This is a genomic window from Haemophilus haemolyticus, from assembly GCF_003490935.1.
In the GTDB taxonomy this organism is placed as follows: Bacteria; Pseudomonadota; Gammaproteobacteria; order Enterobacterales; family Pasteurellaceae; genus Haemophilus; species Haemophilus haemolyticus_M.
In genome coordinates this window covers 81,656-100,949 of the sequence record NZ_QQGD01000006.1, presented here as the reverse complement: position 1 = coordinate 100,949, position 19,294 = coordinate 81,656, and the positions used below count along the sequence as shown (strand labels likewise).

The window sequence follows — 19,294 nt, the reverse complement described above, 5'->3', positions numbered from 1 at the left end:
GTATTTTACTTGCGTTGTTAAAAAATTATTTCAAGCTAGGACCAGTGGACTTTTCACTATCTTTGCGTAAAATACTCGCCACTTTAAATACCCAAGAAATACCCAAGCTATTCATATGAAATTTATCGTTAAACTTTTTCCTGAAATTATGATTAAGAGCGAAACTGTTCGTAAACGTTTCGCAAAAATTTTAACCTCTAATATCCGCAATATTTTACAGAAATATGACGAAGAAACCGCGGTTGTACGTCACTGGGATTACATTGAAGTGCGGTCAAAAAATGAAGAAAATCGTGAAGAATTAATCGCCTTATTACAACGTATTCCTGGTATTCATCATTTTTTAGAAGTTGAAGAAAAACCGTTTACCGATTTACATCATATTTTTGAATTGACGCTTGCTGACGTCGCTCAACAACTTCAAGGCAAAACCTTTTGCGTTAGAGTAAAACGTAAGGGGAAACATAAATTTAGTTCGATTGAAGCAGAACGTTATATCGGCGGTGGATTAAATCAACATATTGAAAGTGCAAAAGTGCGGTTGAAAAATCCAGATGTGACTGTTCGTATTGATATTGAAGATGACAAAATGATGTTAGTTAAAGCACGTCACGCAGGGATTGGCGGTTATCCGATTGGGACGCAAGAGGATGTGCTTTCTTTGATTTCTGGGGGATTTGATTCAGGGGTATCGAGTTACATGCTGATTCGTCGTGGTTCCCGAGTTCATTATTGTTTCTTTAATCTTGGCGGTGCCGCCCATGAAATTGGCGTAAAACAAATGGCTTATCATATTTGGCAACGCTATAGCTCTTCACATAAAGTACGCTTTATTGCGATTAACTTTGAGGGGGTTGTCGGTGAGATTTTAGAGAAAGTCGATAACGGCCAAATGGGGGTCGTATTAAAACGGATGATGGTGCGAGCCGCAAGTAAAGTCGCTCAACGTTTTAATATTGAAGCGATTGTGACAGGGGAGGCTTTAGGGCAAGTTTCTAGCCAAACTTTAACCAATTTACGCTTGATTGATGAAGCCGCTGATGCCTTAGTATTACGCCCGTTAATTACGCATGATAAAGAACAAATTATCGCGATGGCGAAAGAAATTGGCACTGACGATATTGCAAAATCTATGCCGGAATTTTGTGGAGTGATTTCAAAAAATCCTACAATCAAAGCGGTTCGTGAAAAGATTCTAGAAGAAGAAGGACATTTTAATTTTGAGATTCTTGAAAGAGCGGTACAAAATGCGAAATATTTAGATATTCGCCAGATTGCAGAAGAAACAGAAAAAGAAGTGGTAGAAGTTGAGGCAATTTCTGTATTAGGTGAAAATGAAGTAATTTTGGATATTCGTAGCCCAGAAGAAACAGATGAAAATCCATTTGAATCGGATACACATGAAGTCATTCAAATGCCGTTCTACAAACTTTCCTCTCAATTTGGTAGCCTTGATCAAAGTAAAAATTACGTGTTGTATTGTGAACGTGGTGTGATGAGCAAATTACAAGCCTTATATTTGAAAGAAAATGGTTTCTCAAATGTACGTGTATTTGCAAAAAACATTCATTAATTAGGACATAAAATATGCGTAATCAAACTAAACAGCATCTTGAACAGCTTCAAATTACCATGCAGCAGCTTAATCTATGGCAAACGATGCCACCTGCTGCAGAGGCCTTTTTAAGTGAGGAGCCTTTTTCAATTGATACGATGTCTGCCGAAGAGTGGCTACAGTGGGTATTTATTCCACGCATGCAGGCATTGTTAGAAAGCGGTGCTACTTTACCAAATAAAATTGCTATTTCTCCTTATATTGAAGAAGCAATGAAGGAATTTGATGAGTTACAAAAACTATTAACTCCTTTGGTTGCTTTAGAAGAACTTCTGAACAAGAAAGAATGTTAGAAATTTTATATCAAGATGAGTTTCTCGTTGCGGTGAATAAGCCTGCTGGTATGTTGGTTCATCGCAGTTGGTTAGATCCTCACGAAACTCAATTTGTGATGCAAACCTTGCGAGATCAAATTGGCCAACATGTATTTCCTATTCATCGTTTAGATCGACCGACATCTGGCGTGTTGTTATTTGCATTAAGCAATGAAATTGCGAATTTAATGTGTGAACAGTTTGAACAAAAGTGCGTTCAGAAATCTTATTTGGCTGTAGTACGAGGGTATCTACAGGGAAAAGAGCGGATAGATTATCCACTAAAAATTCAATTAGATAAAATCGCAGATAAATTTTCTCAAGAAGATAAAGAGCCTCAAGAAGCTATTACTGATTATGAAGGATTAAAAATAGTCGAAATGCCTTATCCTGCTGGGCGTTATCAAACGGCGCGTTATTCTTTAGTTAAATTAATCCCTCATACAGGTAGAAAACACCAATTACGTCGCCACATGAAACATATTTTTCACCCAATTTTAGGTGATACGCAATATGGTGATTTGCATCAAAATCGTTCGTTAACTTTGCATCTTGGCTGTTCTCGATTATTTTTACATTCTAATAGTTTGTCTTTTATTCATCCAATAACGAAAGAGCAAATAACAATTACAGCAGGTTTAGATGAACAATGGCATCAATTAATGAATCAATTTGGGTGGGAAAATGTTTGATATTAACTTAACACACGAACAGCAACAAAAAGCAGTTGAACAAATTCAAGAACTTATGGCAAAAGGGATTAGTAGCGGAGAAGCGATTCAAATAGTGGCGAAAGCACTACGAGAAATTCATGAAAATGATAAAAAAACTCCAGAAAATTAAATTTTTTGTGATCTACTTATCATTTTTGAATATTGCTGATTGCATAACCGATCAAAATATTTGAATATAACGTCCATACGAGGTGATAAGGCGATAGTCTTATTGATTTATTGTTTTAGTAGGCGAAGCCTAGAGAGGTCTTTTATGGAAATTGGTGTTGTGAAATGGTTCAATAATGCAAAAGGATTTGGTTTCATTTCCGCAGAAGGCGTGGATGCCGATATTTTTGCACATTATTCAGTGATTGAAATGGACGGTTACCGTTCATTAAAAGCAGGTCAAAAGGTGCAATTTGAAGTTATCCACGGAGACAAAGGATCTCATGCCACGAAAATAATTCCACTTGTGGATAATCAAGAGTAATGCGAATACTCTAAATTTTTTCTCTATTAGTCCTAACTCAAAAAGACAAGAATTGCAGCTTGTCTTTTTTATTTTAATAAATTCTTTAAACTAGTTTTCATTGCTGCCATTTGATTTTCAAATTGCGCTTTGCTTTCTCTTTCGTCAATCATATAGGTAATTGTTTCTGAAAGTGTCATTTTCATTTTGCGAGAATATTTAGAAAGACGTAGCCAAACCGCATATTCCAAATCAATGGATTTTTTCTTTGTATGTTGTTTTTCTCCATTAAAAAAGCGTTTACGGCGTGCACGAATGGCTTGATCAAGCTTAATTGGTAAGGCTGGAGAAAGATGATTATTAATCCATTCTTCAATTTTTTCTGGATAATTTTGGGATTCTAATAATTCTTGCGCTTTGGCCTCTTGTAAACTGCGTTCTTCATAACGCGTGATATTTTCCCCTTCGCGATGTTTACGAATTAGGTAAATCCATTTCCAATTTGCTTCTTGATTTTCGAGTTTTTGGTATTTCATTTTTTTCATTGAGTGACGTGGTAACTGCATTAATATACGTGTTTTTATGCTGATTTTCTAGTGGATTTTCACAAGGCATATTAAATATGCGATAATGTGGCTAATTTTTCTAGAAAGAGACCAGCCGTGAGTTCATTATTTTCTCAACAACAAGCTATTGAGCAATCTTTAAATTGGCAGGCATTGCAACCTGATTTGGCCATTCAAGATTTTCCTTTAGAACCAGTGGATTTCTGGGCATTACAACCGAATGCCAAACAGGCTATCGATTTATTTTTACGCCATCCAACGCGTTCCTTATTGATGATGAAAGTAGGTGAGCCAGTTGAATATGCGGAGTTATTACAAAACTTTATATCGCAAAACCATCATAAAGTGCGGTCAATTTTCGGTGTGAATTATGTGATAGAGCAAGGCGACTCTTTTTCTTTTCCTCATGTTTATACTGAGCCAGCGAAATCTTTAGATGATAATTTTGCCAGTCAAGGGGAGGCGTTAAGCGCGTTGTATTGCGATCAATTCCAGCTTTTTGGTAGTTTTCGGATTCATCCTAGTTCACAAGATATTCAATTAGTGCCAGGATTAGTGCATAAAGCTAATGGCGGAGTTTTGATTTTAAGTGCGGCAACATTGTTATCTCAATTTGATTTATGGGGGCGATTAAAACAAATTCTGCAAACCCAAACTTTTGATTGGTATTCAGCTCATCCATTTAAAAATTTACCTTGTGATATACCAAGTTATGCGTTGAACTTAAAAGTGATTGTACTTGGTAATCGTACCGAATTAGCCACTTTGGCTGAGTTAGAAGAAAACCTTTATTCTTTCGCCGATTATGCTGAAATTGAAAGTTATGTTTCTGTGGCTGAAGTGGGGGAACAAAAAAACTGGGCGGGTTATGTTCACCAAATGGCTCAAGAGCAAAATATTGAGCTAGATTTTTCGGCGTTAAATAAACTCTATCAATTATTAGTTCGTGAAAGTGAAGATCGCTTTTTAATTAACGCGTCTCCTCTAAAATTGAAAGAAATATTACAAGATGCCTCAACTTTTGCTGAAAAAACAGCATTAAGTGCGGAGGATTTTGAGGATATTTTTCAACAAAAATTGGCGCAATATGGTTTCCTAAAAGAACAAACTTATGCCGATATTTTAAATGAACAAGTTTATGTCGAAACGCAAGGCGAAATTGTTGGGCAAATTAATGGCCTTTCGGTGATTGAATATCCTGGTACACCAGTATGTTTCGGCGAGCCTTCACGTATTAGTTGTATTGTGCAATTCGGCGAAGGGGAAGTGATCGACGTTGAAAGAAAAAATGAACTCGCTGGAAATATTCATGGTAAAGGCATGATGATTGCGCAAGCTTGCCTTTCCAATATATTAGATTTGCCATCGCAATTACCATTTTCTGCCTCATTAGTGTTTGAACAGTCTTATGGTGAAATTGATGGTGATAGTGCATCTTTGGCGATTTTCTGTGTGTTAGCAAGCGCTTTGTCCGATTTGCCTTTGCCTCAAAATATCGCAATTACAGGAGCGATTGATCAATTTGGACTTGTTCATTCTGTTGGTGGTGTAAACGATAAGATTGAAGGCTTTTTTACTATTTGCCAACGTCGTGGTTTGACCGGAAAACAAGGTGTCATCATCCCAATGACGACTATTCAGCAACTGAGTTTGTCTGATGAAGTGAAAAGTGCGGTAAAAAATGGTGAATTTTTTATTTATCCGGTGGAAGATATTTATCAAGCTTGCGAATTATTATTTAATCGTGATTTGCTAGATGAAAACAAAGATTATACAGAAAAAAATGAGCCTTTATCTCGTCTCATTCAACGTCGAATTGAGGGGAGAGCTGATTCAGAAAGAAAAGGTTTTTGGAATTTTTTCCGTCCTTAATAGATAAAAAGCGAACATTTGTTCACTTTTCTTTTTTCTATAATATATCAAAGTGACTGCTCCGACAAGTTTTGCGAACAAGTGTTAGCTATTTACACTTTGTTATGTTCTCTTTAGAATGTTTTATATCAGTTTAAAACTGAATTTATCATATATAAAGGAACCTAAAATGCAAAACACTTGTACACCTAATAAAAAAAGTAGCTATTCTTATGATGATTTGCTTGCGTCAGGTCGCGGCGAATTATTCGGTAAAGAAGGGCCACAATTACCCGCACCGACCATGTTGATGATGGATCGCATTATCGAAATGAATGAGGAAACAGGTGATTTTAGTAAAGGGTATATTGAAGCTGAACTTGATATTAAACCTGAATTGCCGTTCTTTGGTTGTCATTTCATTGGCGATCCAGTAATGCCAGGTTGTTTGGGATTGGATGCTATGTGGCAGCTTGTTGGGTTTTATTTAGGCTGGATTGGTGGCAAAGGAAAAGGGCGAGCATTAGGGGTTGGCGAAGTAAAATTCACAGGGCAAATTTTGCCGACGGCTAAAAAAGTGGTGTACCGAATCCATATGAAACGAGTTATTAATCGTAAACTAGTTATGGGAATGGCTGATGGTGAAGTTGAAGTAGATGGTCGTGTTATTTATACAGCAACAGATTTAAAAGTTGGGTTATTCCAAGATACCTCAGCATTTTAATTTTTCTTTATTAATTCATACAAAAGTGCGGTGAAAATTTTTCTTAGATTTTCACCGCACTTTTTTATCCTTCTATCAATAAGCAACGTTCAATTACATCATACGAATGTTATTAGAACATGCTCGTCTCTAAGGAAAGTTGTCCTTTTTCTATACGGATTTCTTTAGCAAATTTTTTTATAAGCACATCACGCATATTGTTTTTATCTAATGTATAAACAGGAATATGTTCCAGTAATTTAGCGACATTTTCATTTAAAAAAGGCATGATTGTTTGCATTTGTTGCATATATTGTTGTGGTTCTCCTGACCAACGTAAAATACGCATTTTCTTTAAGTAAACCGCGCCTTCTTCGGGATTATAATAAGGAATTGTATCGAAGGTCAGATTTAATTTTCCTGGCAATTTTTTATTGCCAAATTGAAATAAACCCTCTAAAGTACCGCTCATTTCTACACGTTTATCATTAGTTTGCCCAATTTGGGTACTCAAATTTCTTACTTGATAATCAAGAAAAAATAATCCTGGTAAGCCAAATTTATCCGCAATAGCGCCTTTCTCTTGTAGATATTGATTAATTTGATATTCAGTTATTGAAAAAGGTGAAGCCGATATATTAGGGGATACCGTTAAAGTTAAAATAGACGTTAACGTAAGAAATAATAATTTAATTTTTTTCATATTTAATTTTTAGTTAAGTTAAAAGCAAAATAAAAATAGTGGATAAATATACCACAAATAGCAATGGAGTGATGTAGTAATGAGCCCTGAATTTAAAGAATATGTTAACCAATTAGTTATAGCACATCGTGATGAAAGAATTTATCCTTTTCAATATGAAGGCAAGAAATTTTGGTTGAAGCAACCTGAAAAATTGAAAGGGATTTGGTTATTATTGAAACCGTATCCGAAGCAATCTTTTAAAAATGAACTACAAACTTTGTTAAATCTTGCTGAAAAAAATGCACCTGTTCCAATAGTCTCTTATCATGATGAGGATTTTTTTGTTTTGGAAGATGCGGGAGCCACTGTATCACAATGGCTATGTGATAAGAAGATAGATGATCAGCAAAAATTTTCGATTATTTATGACGCTTGTCTCGCTTTGATTGATTTACATACTAAAAATCTGGTGCATGGTCGTCCTGCTATTCGAGATATTACTTGGGATAAGGGAAAAGTTACTTTTCTTGATTTTGAATCTCGTTCAAGTAGTCAAAATCAAAATTGGTTAATCGTTCGAGATATGCTATTTTTCTTTGATAGTTTATGTCGAGAAGAAGATATTTCAGATGATTTTATTCAAAAAGTAGCATTGTATTATAAAGCACATTGTGAGGTACAAAATTGGCATAATATGATTATGTATTTGCAGCGTTTTCGCTGGATTTACTATCTTTTGTTACCTTTTAAACCTATTGCAAAGACAGACTTAATTGCCGTTTATCGATTATTTGAAATTTTATTAATAAAGTAAAAATGATGAAGAAAACACTTTTTATTATTGTATTATCAAGCATATTAGCTGCTTGTACTGTAGGTGGTGGCGTCAGCGCTGGTGGCGGAAGTAACGGCGTTGGATTAGGACTAGGGATTGGCTCTGGTATTCGATTCTAGTGATGATGAAAAGTGCGGTAAGTTTTAGTAAAGTTTTTAAGGAACTTAGTAAAACTTCTTGCATTTTAAATTTTTACCACTATAATGCACCTCATATTTCGGACGCGGGGTGGAGCAGCTTGGTAGCTCGTCGGGCTCATAACCCGAAGGCCGTCGGTTCAAATCCGGCCCCCGCAACCAATAATAAGTTCAGTAAAAGAACCCCAGTTTTGGGGTTTTTTTCTATAAGAAATTTAATAAAAACTGGGCTTAGGTTCCTGTGAACCTAACCCTTTTTTTATGCCTAAAATTTTTTGTAGAAGTTTTTAGATTAATCAAAAGAAGTAATTTTGACTAAAAACTGACACTACAGTATAGGAGTAGAAATTGGCTACATTAGAACAAAATTTACAAGAAATGCTACAAGACGCAGTAGAGGATTTAGGTTGTGAACTTTGGGGCATTGAATGTCAACGCGCAGGTCGTTTTATGACTGTGCGTTTATTTATTGATAAAGAAGGTGGCGTAACTGTCGATGATTGTGCTGATGTAAGTCGTCAAGTGAGCGCAATTTTAGACGTGGAAGATCCAATTGCGGATAAATACAATCTAGAAGTGTCGTCACCAGGTTTAGATCGTCCACTATTTACCTTACCGCAATTTGAACGCTATATTGGGCAAGATATCGCAGTGCATTTGCAAATTCCAGTGATGGAACGCCGTAAATGGCAAGGTAAGTTAGAGCGTATTGAAAATGATATGGTTACTTTAATCGTTGATGGACAGGAACAAGTTTTAGTCTTTGGTAACATTCAAAAAGCGAATGTTGTTGCAAAATTTTAAAAGGAGCAAAAGAAAAAATGAGTAAAGAGATTTTACTGGCGGCAGAAGCCGTATCCAATGAAAAGTTATTACCACGTGAGAAAATTTTTGAAGCGTTAGAAAGTGCAATTGCGCTTTCTACTAAGAAAAAATATGAATACGAAACAGATATTCGTGTATCAATCAACCCAAAAACAGGTGATTTTGATACTTTCCGTCGTTGGTTAATCGTTGATGAAGTCAAAGTGCCAACGAAAGAAATCACTTTAGAAGCGGCACAATTTGAAGATCCAAATCTTCAACTAGGCGATTATGTAGAAGATCAAATCGAATCTATCGCATTTGATCGTATTGCAATGCAAACTGTACGCCAAGTAATCAGCACTAAAATCCGTGAGGCTGAGCGTGCAAAAGTTGTAGATCAGTTCCGTGCTGAAGAAGGCAAAATTGTAACGGGTACTGTGAAAAAAGTAAGTCGTGACAGTATCATCTTAGATCTTGGTAATAAAGCAGAAGCGATGATTGCTCGTGAAGATATGTTGCCACGTGAAAATTTCCGTCCAGGTGACCGTGTTCGTGGTGTACTTTATAAAGTAAATCCTGAAGGCAAAACTGCACAATTATTTGTGACACGTTCTAAGCCAGAAATGTTGATTGAATTATTCCGTATTGAAGTGCCTGAAATTGGCGAGGAAATGATTGAAATTCGTGGTGCGGCTCGTGATCCTGGTTCTCGCGCTAAAATTGCGGTGAAATCAAACGATAAACGTATTGACCCTGTTGGCGCTTGTGTGGGTATGCGTGGTGCGCGTGTTCAAGCCATTACCAATGAACTTGGCGGTGAGCGCGTAGATATCGTGCTTTGGGATGATAATCCAGCACAATTTGTGATTAATGCAATGGCACCAGCTGATGTGTCTTCTATCATTGTTGATGAAGATAATCATTCTATGGATATTGCAGTTGAAGCAGCTAATCTTGCGCAAGCAATTGGTCGTAATGGTCAAAACGTGCGTTTAGCAACACAATTAACAGGTTGGACACTAAACGTAATGACGACTGATGATTTAAATGCAAAACATCAAGCAGAAGATAACAAAGTTTTAAACTTATTTATGAACGCATTAGAACTTGATGAAGAATTTGCACAAATCCTTGTAGAAGAAGGCTTCACAAGTTTAGAAGAAATTGCTTATGTGCCAATGAATGAATTGACAGCAATTGATGGTTTAGAAGATGAAGATCTTGTCGAAGAGCTTCAAACTCGAGCTAAAAATGCGATTACAGCTGCAGCAGTTGCTGAAGAAGAAGCATTGAAAAAAGCGAATATTGAAGATCGCTTATTGAATTTAGATGGTATGAATCGCCATGTGGCATTCAAATTAGCTGAAAAACAAATTACTACTCTCGAAGAACTCGCCGAACAGGGTGTAGATGATTTAGCAGATATTGAAGAATTAACAGCAGAACAGGCAGCAGATTTAATTATGGCTGCACGTAATATCTGTTGGTTTGGCGAAGAATAAGGAGAGCAGTAATGACTGAAGATGTTAAGGCTGATGCGCCAAAAAAATTAAGCATTCAACGCAGAACAAAAACAACAGTTAGCAGTACCACAACTAGCGGTAAAAGCAAAGAAGTACAAGTAGAAGTACGTAAAAAACGAACAGTAAAAACTGATATTGCTCAACAAGAAGAAGTAAAATTAAAAGCACAGCAAGAAGCTGAGGCGAAAAAAATTGCTGAACAAAAAGCAGCAGAAGAAAAAGCTCGTTTAGAAGCTGAAAAAGCGGCAGCTAAGAAAGAAGCTGATGAAAAAGCAAAAGCTGAAAAAGCGAAAGTAGAAACAGCTAAGCCAGCAAAAAGTGCGGTAGATTCTAAAGCTAAATCTGTTGATCCTGAAAAAGAGAAACGTAAAGCAGAAGAGGCTGAACTTCGTCGTAAGGCTGAAGAATTAGCTCGTCAAAAAGCTGAAGAACAAGCTCGCCGTGCAGCAGAAGAAGCAAAACGTTACGCTGAAGCAGATGATTCAGACAATGAATCTTCTTCAGAAGACTATTCTGATTACAACTTAAGTTCAAGATATGCACTTGAAGCTGAAGATGAAGAAGATCGTCGTAACGAAAATCGTGGCCGTGGCAAAAATAAAGTAGCGAAAGCGAAAAAAGGCGGTCGCGACGATGAAAATAGCAAAAACTCGAAAAACGAGCGCGAATCTAATCGTAAAAATCAAAAAGACGCTAAGTTTGGTAAAGGTAAAAATGGCAAAAAAGGTGCCGCACTTCAACAAGCCTTTACTAAACCAGTTCAAGCTGTAAAAGCAGATGTTGTCATTGGTGAAACCATCACCGTTGCTGAATTAGCGAACAAGATGGCTGTAAAAGCGACTGAAATCATCAAAACGATGATGAAGATGGGCGAAATGGTTACTATCAACCAAGTTATCGACCAAGAAACCGCTCAATTAGTAGCGGAAGAACTTGGTCATAAAGTAATTCTTCGCAACGAAAATGAGCTTGAAGAAGCAGTATTAGGCGATCGCGATGTAAACGCAGAAAAAGTAACGCGTGCGCCAGTTGTAACCATCATGGGTCACGTTGACCATGGTAAAACCTCTTTACTTGACTATATTCGTAAAGCGAAAGTTGCTGCAGGTGAAGCGGGTGGTATTACCCAACATATCGGTGCGTATCACGTAGAAATGGATGATGGAAAAATGATCACCTTCTTGGATACTCCGGGGCACGCCGCATTTACTTCTATGCGTGCACGCGGTGCAAAAGCAACAGATATCGTTGTTCTTGTTGTTGCTGCCGATGATGGTGTGATGCCTCAAACTATCGAAGCAATTCAACACGCAAAAGCAGCGGGTGCACCTTTAGTGGTTGCAGTAAATAAAATCGATAAACCAGAAGCAAACCCAGACCGTGTTGAGCAAGAATTATTACAACATGATGTAATTTCTGAAAAATTCGGTGGTGATGTGCAATTCGTTCCAGTATCAGCGAAGAAAGGTACAGGGGTTGATGAGTTATTAGATGCAATCTTACTTCAATCTGAAGTACTTGAATTGACCGCTGTAAAAGACGGCATGGCAAGTGGTGTAGTCATTGAATCTTACTTGGATAAAGGTCGTGGCCCTGTGGCAACTATCTTGGTTCAATCAGGTACATTACATAAAGGTGACATCGTACTTTGTGGTTTTGAATACGGCCGTGTGCGTGCAATGCGTGATGAAAACGGAAAAGAAGTGGATGAAGCTGGTCCTTCAATTCCGGTTGAATTATTAGGTCTTTCAGGCGTGCCTGCTGCGGGTGATGAAGCAACCGTTGTACGTGATGAGAAAAAAGCACGTGAAGTGGCGTTATATCGTCAAGGTAAATTCCGTGAAGTGAAATTAGCTCGTCAGCAAAAAGCGAAACTTGAAAATATGTTTAGCAATATGTCTGAAGGCGATGTGGCTGAATTGAACGTTATTGTGAAAGCAGACGTACAAGGCTCTGTAGAAGCGATTGTTCAAGCGTTAAATGAACTTTCTACCAATGAAGTAAAAGTTAAAGTTGTTGGTTCTGGTGTAGGTGGTATTACTGAAACTGATGCAACTTTAGCAGCAGCATCTAATGCTATCATTGTTGGCTTTAACGTTCGTGCTGATGCATCTGCACGTCGTGTCATTGAAGCGGAAAACATTGATTTACGTTACTACTCAATCATCTATGAATTGTTAAATGAAATTAAAGCAGCAATGAGCGGTATGTTAGAGCCTGAATTTAAACAAGAAATTATTGGCTTAGCTGAAGTTCGTGATGTATTCCGTCATCCGAAATTTGGTGCAATCGCAGGTTGTATGGTGACCGAAGGTGTAGTGAAACGTAACAACCCAATCCGTGTATTACGTGACAACGTCGTTATCTTTGAAGGGGAATTAGAATCTCTTCGTCGTTTCAAAGATGATGTATCTGAAGTTCGTAACGGTATGGAATGTGGTATCGGCGTGAAAAACTACAACGATGTAAAAGTCGGCGACCAAATCGAGGTGTTTGAAGTAGTTGAAGTTAAACGTTCAATCTAACCTTTAACAAAACAAAGGGCGGTTAAAAATCATAGTGTTTTTAATCGCTCTTTTTGTATCAGCCTTATGAAATAAGGCTTATTTTCGATAAAAGTATCTCTTATGGTTATATTCAATTTCTTTACAAACAGCATCATGCTGAAAGGGATTTTTGCGTGCTAAATCCAATGATTTCCAGTAGAATGGAGCGCTTTTATAAATAAGGAATAACTATGGCAAGAGAATTTAAACGTAGCGATCGCGTCGCTCAAGAAATACAAAAAGAAATAGCAGTCATTTTACAACGCGAAGTGAAAGATCCCCGTATTGGTATGGTGACAGTTTCTGATGTGGAAGTGTCGAGTGATTTATCTTACGCAAAAATCTTCGTGACTTTTTTATTCGATCATGATGAAACGGCAATTGAGCAAGGTATGAAGGGCTTAGAAAAAGCATCGCCTTATATTCGTTCGTTGCTAGGCAAAGCGATGCGTTTACGTATCGTGCCAGAGATTCGCTTTATTTACGATCAATCCTTAGTGGAAGGGATGCGTATGTCAAATCTTGTGACAAATGTTGTGCGTGAAGATGAGAAAAAACACGTTGAGGAAAGCAACTAATGTCTAGACCTCGTAAACGCTGGCGTGATGTTGATGGTGTGTTTTTGTTGGATAAGTCACAAGGCATGTCATCAAATGACATTATGCAAAAGGTAAAGCGTTTATTTCAAGCGAACAAAGCTGGGCATACTGGCGCGCTCGATCCGTTGGCTACAGGGATGTTGCCGATTTGCTTGGGCGAAGCAACTAAGTTTTCACAATTTTTGCTTGATGCAGATAAGCGTTATCTTGTTACAGCAAAATTAGGCGAACGTACTGATACTTCCGATGCGGAAGGGCAAGTCGTGGAAACTCGTGAAGTTCATGTTGAAACTCAGCAAATTTTGACCGCACTTGAACAATTTCGTGGCGATATTTTACAAGTGCCGACAATGTTTTCTGCACTAAAACATAACGGTAAACCGCTTTATGAATATGCGCGTCAAGGTATTACGGTTGAGCGTGAGGCGCGTCCAATAACGATTTTTGAACTCAATTTTATTGAATATCACGCACCTTATTTAACCTTAGAAGTGCATTGTTCAAAAGGCACTTATATTCGCACTTTAGTAGATGATTTGGGTGAAGTGCTAGGTTGTGGCGCGCATGTGACAATGTTACGCCGTACAGTCGTAGCGGATTACCCCGTAGCGGAAATGATGCCAATCGATGAGTTACAACTGCTCGCTGAAAGTTTTCCATTAAGTGAGTTAGATCGTCTATTACTACCAACCGATACTGCAGTAAGTAAATTGCCTGCTTTTCATTTGAATGCAGAGCAGAGTAAAGCGATTGGTTTTGGTCAGCGAGTGAAATTTGCTAACGACGAGCAATTAAGCGGTCAAGTGCGGTTATTTTCAGCGGAGAATTTATTCTTAGGCGTGGCATTGATCGATGGAAATATCATTCGCCCACAACGGTTAATTACGCAATCCACATAACTTAATTGCCTTTCCTATAAAATTCTAGTAATCTCATCTGTAATTAATTTTTTACAATATATGTAAACTAAATTTTTCAGGTGAGTTTTATGGAAGCCCTAAAGGATTTACGTTCTGAAATTGATTCGCTTGATCGCGAACTTATCCAACTTTTTGCTAAACGTCTTGAGTTGGTTTCTCAAGTCGGTAAAGTTAAACATCAACATGGATTACTTATTTATGCGCCTGATCGTGAAATAGCAATGCTCCAAGCGCGTCGTTTAGAAGCTGAAAAAGCAGGCATTTCAGCCGATTTGATTGAAGATGTTCTACGTCGTTTTATGCGCGAATCCTATGCCAATGAAAACCAATTTGGCTTTAAAACCATCAATCCTGATATTCACAAAATTGTTATCGTGGGCGGTTATGGTAAATTGGGTAGTTTATTTGCCCGTTATTTACGTGCATCTGGCTATCCAATTTCTATTTTAGATCGTGAAGATTGGACGGTAGCTGAAAGTATTTTAACAAATGCTGATGTTGTGATCGTTTCCGTTCCCATCAATATTACTTTGGAAACGATTGAGCGACTAAAACCTTATTTAACGGAAAATATGTTGCTTGCAGATTTAACTTCTGTTAAGAGAGAACCGTTAGAGAAAATGCTTGAAATCCATACTGGTGCTGTTTTAGGTTTACATCCAATGTTTGGGCCAGATATTGCAAGTATGGCAAAACAAGTGGTTGTACGTTGTGATGGCCGTTTCCCTGATCGTTACGAATGGTTACTTGAGCAAATTCAAATTTGGGGCGCAAAAATTTATCAAATCGATGCCACAGAACACGATCATAATATGACTTATATACAAGCCTTGCGCCATTTTTCAACTTTCGCGAATGGTTTACATCTTTCCAAACAGCCCGTTAATCTTGCTAATTTATTGTCGCTTTCTTCCCCTATTTATCGCTTAGAACTTGCGATGATTGGTCGCTTATTTGCGCAAGATGCAGAGCTTTACGCAGATATTATTATGGATAAGCCAGAAAATTTATCGGTAATTGAAACACTAAAACAAACTTACGAAGAAGCTTTAACTTTCTTTGAAGATAATGATCGTCAAGGTTTTATTGATGCTTTCCATAAGGTACGAGACTGGTTTGGCGATTATTCAGAACAATTCTTAAAAGAAAGCCGTCAGCTATTGCAGCAGGCAAATGATTTGAAGCATGGGTAAGGGAAAGTGCGGTGAAATTTCACCGCACTTTTCTTTTACTGTCTCGCCAATCTTAAATTTTCAGGTAAATTATCAAAATTAGAACGGAATGGGTTGATATCTAATCCGCCACGACGAGTATAGCGTGCGTAAACAGTGAGTTTTTCTGGTTTTGCGTAGTGCATTAAATCGCAAAAAATACGTTCAACGCATTGTTCGTGGAATTCATTGTGTTGACGGAACGATACAACGTAACGCAATAATTTTTCGTGATCGATTTTTTTACCAACATAATGAATATGTAATGTTCCCCAGTCTGGCTGATTGGTAATCAGGCAGTTAGATTTCAATAAATGGCTGACTAATTTTTCTTCGACAATTTCATCAGATACGCAATCTTTCAGCCAATCAGCGTTAAATTCGTAGCTGGTAATTTCAATATCTTGTTTATCAATACAATCGCCTTGTAAATGATCAATTTTTTGAGAATTATAAACTGCCACTGGATTTAACCGCACTTTTACATCACCTTGCGCACATTCACTTAAATCGCGTTGCATAGTTTGTTGAACAGCATTGAAGTCGGCAAATTTGCTTTGGTTGAAGCTATTTAAATAAAGTTTAAAACTTTTTGATTCAATCAAATTTTGGCTTTGATAATCCAGATAAATGTCTGCGATAGCCACTTGTGGCAAGCCTTTTTCGTTGAGCCACGAGATTTCATAAGCCGTCCAAATATCGGCGCCGATAGTAAATGGTTGGTTTTGAGTAATGCCCAATCCATCACGATTTAACGCACGTGGCACAGGCTGTAATAACGTGCGGTCATATTGAGAGGCGTATTCCGTTTTTTGACCGAGTTTTAAGGATTTTAAGCTGTTGTCTTGGTAATTCATCTTTTCTCCGATTAGGTGTTCGAGTTTTGCAAATTTCGACACTTTATAAATTAATTACAAAAAATTCCACGATAGATTCGAAACTAATCGACAGGTATCGCATTTAAAATGAAAAGTATCAAAAATCGCGTTTTTTAGACCCCAGTTTGCACCACAAGAAGGGCAGCAACGGGATTTTTCAGATTCTAAAGATTGCCCACCTACACGATATAAATAATAGTAAGTCGGTATGCCGGTTTCTTTTTCTATTTCTTGAGCTAAATATCGTCCGTGTTTTGAAAGCGTGCTTTCATGATCCGAAATTTCTGCCAAAGATTGTTGTTCTAATACCGCACCATTCATTTGTAGTTGATCACAGGCTTGCCAATTTTCTTGCCATTTAATCAGATCTTGGCTTAAGTGCGGTTGATTTTTCAACTGTTTATACAACGGAATTGGTGCGAAATTTTCTCCGCTATGAATCGGCGAGCAACTTTGTAAATGGGTTGTGTAAAGCACTTGCCAAGCTGGCGACGCATTTTCTGCCGTTTGATCTGAATTGAAATCATCGCCCACAAGTTGAAAACCATCAAAAATTACACCGCACTTTTCTGCTTCTTCTAATGCCCGATTTACTTCTGCGTTATTATTTTGCGGGAAAAGACTATCTTGCTCAGGGCAAATGACACGCATAGCAAAGCCTTGCGCACCATCTTCTTCCGCTAAATATAAAGGAATTTCACGTCCGATAACTTGCCCGTTATACCGCCATTGATCGATCGCGGCATTGAGTAAACGGCTTTGTGATTCAATGTTATTTTCAAGGGCAGTTAGGCGAAAATAGGTTTCGATTAAATACATAAATTTTTTAATTGCTGTCCGATTTGGTTTAACCCGTTTAAACGCGTTTCGCTTAAACGTTGTGAAATGCCGAGTTCGCTAAAAAATGCAGTAATATCAAATTTATTCAATTCATCCGCTGTTTTGCCATTGATTTGATTGAGTAAAATTGAAAGCAAGCCATTCATAATTCTGGCTTCGCTAAATCCGTTGAATTGAAAAGTGCGGTCATTTTTAGGCATAATTTGAAACCACATTTGTGCTTCGCAGCCAGTAATAGGTTGCATTTGAGCAAGTTCATCATCGCTTGGGCGAGATAAATGTTTGCCAGCTTGAATAATCAAGCGATAGCGATCTTCCCAATTTTTAGCTTGTTTTAATTGTTCTATCATTGTAATAAATCCAGAGCTTTATCTAAGGCGGTAAAAAATGCCTCTGCATCTTCCTGTGTATTATAAGGAGCAAAAGACAGGCGCAATGTGGTACGTTCGCCTAAGCGTGCCAAATAAGGCTGGGCACAATGTTCTCCCACACGAAGCGCAATATTTTGTTCGCTTAAGAGCGTTGAAAGATCGGAACAGTCAATGCCGTCAAATACAAAGCAAACGACAGTGCTTGGTTGAGGAGAATTGAATAATCTGCAATTCTCGTAAGATTTTAACCGCACTTTGACGGATTCAGCCAAAGATATAGCATGCTGTTCTGCTGCGGTAAAATCCCATTTTTGTAGCCAATTCAGTATGGCATTAAAGCCAATAACCCCAGCAATATTGGGTGTGCCTGCTTCTAAACGATAAGGTAATTCGGCAAAAGTAATACGATCATTTGATACACGATCAACCATTTTTCCACCGAAAAAGAGCGGTTGAAGTTGAGAAAGTGCGGTCAATTTTCCTGTTAAAACGCCAAGCCCATTTGGGCCATAAATTTTATGGGCAGAAAATGCGAGGAAATCAGCATCTAAATCTTGTAAATCGATTTTAATATGACTAATCGCTTGTGCAGCATCCACTAAAACCAACGCATGACTATGTTTTCTAATAAGTTGAATCAGACGTTTAATCGGCTGTTCTGTGCCCGTGACATTTGAAACAAAATTCAGCGCAACGAGTTTTGTTTTTTCAGAAAGGGCTGATATAAGCGCATTTTCATCAATTAGCCAATTATCTAAAATCGGTAAAACTCGAATTTTTGCACCGCACTTTTTCGCCGTTTCGTGCCAAGTGACAAAATTAGCATGATGATCTGCTTGGCTAATCAGAATTTCATCTTCTGCGTTTAATTGCGGCAGCAATCCATTTGCCACTAAGTTAATTGCGTGAGTTGTACCCGAAGTCCAAATAACAGCGCGTTTATCTTCAGCATTAACCCATTCTTTAACTTGTGTACGAGCCTGTTCATATTGCGCAGTTTGGGCCGCCTCATATTGGCTGCGATGCACCGAACCCGCAGAAGCATAAAATTCGACAGTGCGATCAATTAACACTTGAGGTTTCAACGCAGTGGCGGCGTTATCTAAATAAACAACCGCATCTTCACGTTGGAAATAGGGAAATTCTTGACGGAAAGTTTGATAATCAAAAGCCATATTGATTTTTCTCTTGTCTGCGCCATTGACTTGGTTCAATCGGATTATTGTCCGCCCAAAGACCAATTCGTTTGGCTTGTGCATTTTCTTGTGCTTGAAGATAAATCGGATCATGGGAATATTGCTTATAGGCCCATGCCATACCTTGTTTAACCATTTCTAAATTAATATTTTTATCTTGATAATAAACAATCGCCAATGTGCGTTGATAGCGATCTTGGCCTTTTAAAGAAAGACGCACATCACGAAGATAGACCATATCAGACAACGCTTTTTTAGATTTTTGTCCAAAAGCTTGTTTTTTCTCTGGTGCATCAATTTCAGCTAGCCGCACTTTGATTTGTCGATTATTTTTAGCAAGGCAGGTAAGTGTATCGCCGTCACTAATGCCAACGACACGGCAAGTATTTTCTTCACTAGAGCACGCCGAAAGTGCGGTAAAAATTAGTAATAGAATAGCAAATAGCGATTTTCGATTTATCATTTTGCAAGGTTCTTGATCTAAGTCTAGTTATTTTACCGAAAAAAACTGG

General features: G+C 37.8%; 22 protein-coding genes and 1 tRNA gene. 16 read left to right on the top strand and 7 right to left on the bottom strand.

Annotated elements, in window-relative coordinates:
- The first annotated feature begins 115 nt into the window (after positions 1-115).
- From thiI to cspD, 5 genes are all read left to right on the top strand, one after another.
- A complete protein-coding gene (gene thiI, locus DV417_RS07920; RefSeq protein WP_118879306.1) occupies positions 116-1,573 on the top strand; it encodes a tRNA uracil 4-sulfurtransferase ThiI in 1,458 nt (485 codons plus the stop codon).
- 14 nt (positions 1,574-1,587) lie between these two features.
- Entirely contained in the window at positions 1,588-1,908 is a 321-nt protein-coding gene (locus DV417_RS07915; protein ID WP_053465572.1) for a YqcC family protein, read from the top strand.
- Positions 1,902-2,621 (top strand): tRNA pseudouridine(65) synthase TruC, encoded by a 720-nt coding sequence (gene truC / locus DV417_RS07910; protein WP_118879305.1) that lies wholly within the window; start codon positions 1,902-1,904, stop codon positions 2,619-2,621. Before DV417_RS07915 ends, truC begins: the two co-directional genes overlap by 7 nt.
- Entirely contained in the window at positions 2,614-2,772 is a 159-nt protein-coding gene (locus DV417_RS07905; RefSeq protein ID WP_118879304.1) for a YoaH family protein, read from the top strand. Before truC ends, DV417_RS07905 begins: the two co-directional genes overlap by 8 nt.
- Positions 2,773-2,916: 144 nt before the next feature.
- Complete coding sequence (cspD, locus tag DV417_RS07900) at positions 2,917-3,135, top strand: cold shock domain-containing protein CspD (protein ID WP_005628872.1); 219 nt, start codon at positions 2,917-2,919, stop codon at positions 3,133-3,135.
- Positions 3,136-3,203: 68 nt separating this feature from the next.
- Here cspD and matP read toward each other — a convergent pair whose 3' ends face one another.
- Positions 3,204-3,650: a macrodomain Ter protein MatP gene (matP, locus tag DV417_RS07895; protein ID WP_112084105.1), complete on the bottom strand. Its 447-nt coding sequence runs from the start codon at positions 3,648-3,650 to the stop codon at positions 3,204-3,206.
- A 126-nt stretch (positions 3,651-3,776) separates the two neighbouring features.
- Between matP and DV417_RS07890 the strand changes: the two genes are divergently transcribed.
- The gene (locus DV417_RS07890; RefSeq protein WP_192878573.1) at positions 3,777-5,552 is read left to right on the top strand and encodes an AAA family ATPase; all 1,776 of its coding nucleotides are present in this window, start codon (positions 3,777-3,779) and stop codon (positions 5,550-5,552) included.
- A 169-nt stretch (positions 5,553-5,721) separates the two neighbouring features.
- Positions 5,722-6,255 (top strand): bifunctional 3-hydroxydecanoyl-ACP dehydratase/trans-2-decenoyl-ACP isomerase, encoded by a 534-nt coding sequence (gene fabA, locus DV417_RS07885; protein WP_005637872.1) that lies wholly within the window; start codon positions 5,722-5,724, stop codon positions 6,253-6,255.
- A 112-nt stretch (positions 6,256-6,367) separates the two neighbouring features.
- On the opposite strand, the gene DV417_RS07880 is transcribed toward fabA, so the two are convergent.
- Entirely contained in the window at positions 6,368-6,937 is a 570-nt protein-coding gene (locus DV417_RS07880; RefSeq protein ID WP_065249560.1) for a YceB family lipoprotein, read from the bottom strand.
- A gap of 79 nt (positions 6,938-7,016) precedes the next feature.
- Between DV417_RS07880 and DV417_RS07875 the strand changes: the two genes are divergently transcribed.
- The 9 genes from DV417_RS07875 (at position 7,017) to tyrA (ending at position 15,479) form a co-directional block, all read left to right on the top strand.
- Complete coding sequence (locus tag DV417_RS07875) at positions 7,017-7,733, top strand: BUD32 family EKC/KEOPS complex subunit (RefSeq protein WP_005631619.1); 717 nt, start codon at positions 7,017-7,019, stop codon at positions 7,731-7,733.
- Positions 7,734-7,735: 2 nt separating this feature from the next.
- A complete protein-coding gene (locus tag DV417_RS07870) occupies positions 7,736-7,873 on the top strand; it encodes a hypothetical protein (protein ID WP_009500549.1) in 138 nt (45 codons plus the stop codon).
- 103 nt (positions 7,874-7,976) lie between these two features.
- Positions 7,977-8,053: transfer RNA gene (locus tag DV417_RS07865), tRNA-Met, on the top strand.
- A 186-nt stretch (positions 8,054-8,239) separates the two neighbouring features.
- Positions 8,240-8,695, top strand: a complete 456-nt coding sequence (gene rimP, locus DV417_RS07860) for a ribosome maturation factor RimP (RefSeq protein ID WP_118879302.1) — start codon at positions 8,240-8,242, stop codon at positions 8,693-8,695.
- Between the two features lie 17 nt (positions 8,696-8,712).
- A complete protein-coding gene (gene nusA, locus DV417_RS07855; protein WP_118879301.1) occupies positions 8,713-10,200 on the top strand; it encodes a transcription termination factor NusA in 1,488 nt (495 codons plus the stop codon).
- Positions 10,201-10,211: 11 nt separating this feature from the next.
- Entirely contained in the window at positions 10,212-12,746 is a 2,535-nt protein-coding gene (gene infB / locus DV417_RS07850; protein WP_118879300.1) for a translation initiation factor IF-2, read from the top strand.
- A 212-nt stretch (positions 12,747-12,958) separates the two neighbouring features.
- Positions 12,959-13,345: a 30S ribosome-binding factor RbfA gene (rbfA, locus tag DV417_RS07845; RefSeq protein WP_005628626.1), complete on the top strand. Its 387-nt coding sequence runs from the start codon at positions 12,959-12,961 to the stop codon at positions 13,343-13,345.
- Positions 13,345-14,265: a tRNA pseudouridine(55) synthase TruB gene (truB, locus tag DV417_RS07840; protein WP_118879299.1), complete on the top strand. Its 921-nt coding sequence runs from the start codon at positions 13,345-13,347 to the stop codon at positions 14,263-14,265. The genes rbfA and truB overlap by 1 nt, the downstream gene beginning before the upstream one ends.
- 89 nt (positions 14,266-14,354) lie before the next feature.
- Positions 14,355-15,479, top strand: coding sequence for a bifunctional chorismate mutase/prephenate dehydrogenase (gene tyrA / locus DV417_RS07835; RefSeq protein WP_192878572.1), 1,125 nt, complete (start codon positions 14,355-14,357; stop codon positions 15,477-15,479).
- Between the two features lie 35 nt (positions 15,480-15,514).
- On the opposite strand, the gene queF is transcribed toward tyrA, so the two are convergent.
- Genes queF through DV417_RS07810 form a run of 5 tightly spaced genes read right to left on the bottom strand, consistent with a single transcriptional unit; the run spans position 15,515 to position 19,245 of the window.
- Positions 15,515-16,354, bottom strand: coding sequence for an NADPH-dependent 7-cyano-7-deazaguanine reductase QueF (gene queF, locus DV417_RS07830; RefSeq protein ID WP_118879297.1), 840 nt, complete (start codon positions 16,352-16,354; stop codon positions 15,515-15,517).
- Positions 16,355-16,408: 54 nt separating this feature from the next.
- Positions 16,409-17,194, bottom strand: coding sequence for a Zn-ribbon-containing protein (locus DV417_RS07825; protein ID WP_118879296.1), 786 nt, complete (start codon positions 17,192-17,194; stop codon positions 16,409-16,411).
- A complete protein-coding gene (locus DV417_RS07820) occupies positions 17,185-17,565 on the bottom strand; it encodes a SufE family protein (RefSeq protein WP_118808551.1) in 381 nt (126 codons plus the stop codon). Before DV417_RS07820 ends, DV417_RS07825 begins: the two co-directional genes overlap by 10 nt.
- On the bottom strand, positions 17,562-18,761 hold the full coding sequence (locus tag DV417_RS07815; RefSeq protein WP_118879295.1) for a cysteine desulfurase: 1,200 nt from the start codon (positions 18,759-18,761) through the stop codon (positions 17,562-17,564). The genes DV417_RS07820 and DV417_RS07815 overlap by 4 nt, the downstream gene beginning before the upstream one ends.
- A complete protein-coding gene (locus tag DV417_RS07810) occupies positions 18,751-19,245 on the bottom strand; it encodes a thermonuclease family protein (protein WP_005628640.1) in 495 nt (164 codons plus the stop codon). Before DV417_RS07810 ends, DV417_RS07815 begins: the two co-directional genes overlap by 11 nt.
- Positions 19,246-19,294 lie beyond the last annotated feature (49 nt).

What these genes read in the sequence shown, in the direction of transcription:
- thiI (WP_118879306.1), top strand. Translation starts at nt 116, where the DNA reads ATGAAATTTATCGTTAAACTTTTTCCTGAAATTATGATTAAGAGCGAA.
- DV417_RS07915 (WP_053465572.1), top strand. Translation starts at nt 1,588, where the DNA reads ATGCGTAATCAAACTAAACAGCATCTTGAACAGCTTCAAATTACCATG.
- truC (WP_118879305.1), top strand. Translation starts at nt 1,902, where the DNA reads ATGTTAGAAATTTTATATCAAGATGAGTTTCTCGTTGCGGTGAATAAG.
- DV417_RS07905 (WP_118879304.1), top strand. Translation starts at nt 2,614, where the DNA reads ATGTTTGATATTAACTTAACACACGAACAGCAACAAAAAGCAGTTGAA.
- cspD (WP_005628872.1), top strand. Translation starts at nt 2,917, where the DNA reads ATGGAAATTGGTGTTGTGAAATGGTTCAATAATGCAAAAGGATTTGGT.
- matP (WP_112084105.1), bottom strand. Translation starts at nt 3,650, where the DNA reads ATGAAATACCAAAAACTCGAAAATCAAGAAGCAAATTGGAAATGGATT.
- fabA (WP_005637872.1), top strand. Translation starts at nt 5,722, where the DNA reads ATGCAAAACACTTGTACACCTAATAAAAAAAGTAGCTATTCTTATGAT.
- DV417_RS07880 (WP_065249560.1), bottom strand. Translation starts at nt 6,937, where the DNA reads ATGAAAAAAATTAAATTATTATTTCTTACGTTAACGTCTATTTTAACT.
- DV417_RS07875 (WP_005631619.1), top strand. Translation starts at nt 7,017, where the DNA reads ATGAGCCCTGAATTTAAAGAATATGTTAACCAATTAGTTATAGCACAT.
- DV417_RS07870 (WP_009500549.1), top strand. Translation starts at nt 7,736, where the DNA reads ATGATGAAGAAAACACTTTTTATTATTGTATTATCAAGCATATTAGCT.
- nusA (WP_118879301.1), top strand. Translation starts at nt 8,713, where the DNA reads ATGAGTAAAGAGATTTTACTGGCGGCAGAAGCCGTATCCAATGAAAAG.
- infB (WP_118879300.1), top strand. Translation starts at nt 10,212, where the DNA reads ATGACTGAAGATGTTAAGGCTGATGCGCCAAAAAAATTAAGCATTCAA.
- rbfA (WP_005628626.1), top strand. Translation starts at nt 12,959, where the DNA reads ATGGCAAGAGAATTTAAACGTAGCGATCGCGTCGCTCAAGAAATACAA.
- truB (WP_118879299.1), top strand. Translation starts at nt 13,345, where the DNA reads ATGTCTAGACCTCGTAAACGCTGGCGTGATGTTGATGGTGTGTTTTTG.
- tyrA (WP_192878572.1), top strand. Translation starts at nt 14,355, where the DNA reads ATGGAAGCCCTAAAGGATTTACGTTCTGAAATTGATTCGCTTGATCGC.
- queF (WP_118879297.1), bottom strand. Translation starts at nt 16,354, where the DNA reads ATGAATTACCAAGACAACAGCTTAAAATCCTTAAAACTCGGTCAAAAA.
- DV417_RS07825 (WP_118879296.1), bottom strand. Translation starts at nt 17,194, where the DNA reads ATGTATTTAATCGAAACCTATTTTCGCCTAACTGCCCTTGAAAATAAC.
- DV417_RS07820 (WP_118808551.1), bottom strand. Translation starts at nt 17,565, where the DNA reads ATGATAGAACAATTAAAACAAGCTAAAAATTGGGAAGATCGCTATCGC.
- DV417_RS07815 (WP_118879295.1), bottom strand. Translation starts at nt 18,761, where the DNA reads ATGGCTTTTGATTATCAAACTTTCCGTCAAGAATTTCCCTATTTCCAA.
- DV417_RS07810 (WP_005628640.1), bottom strand. Translation starts at nt 19,245, where the DNA reads ATGATAAATCGAAAATCGCTATTTGCTATTCTATTACTAATTTTTACC.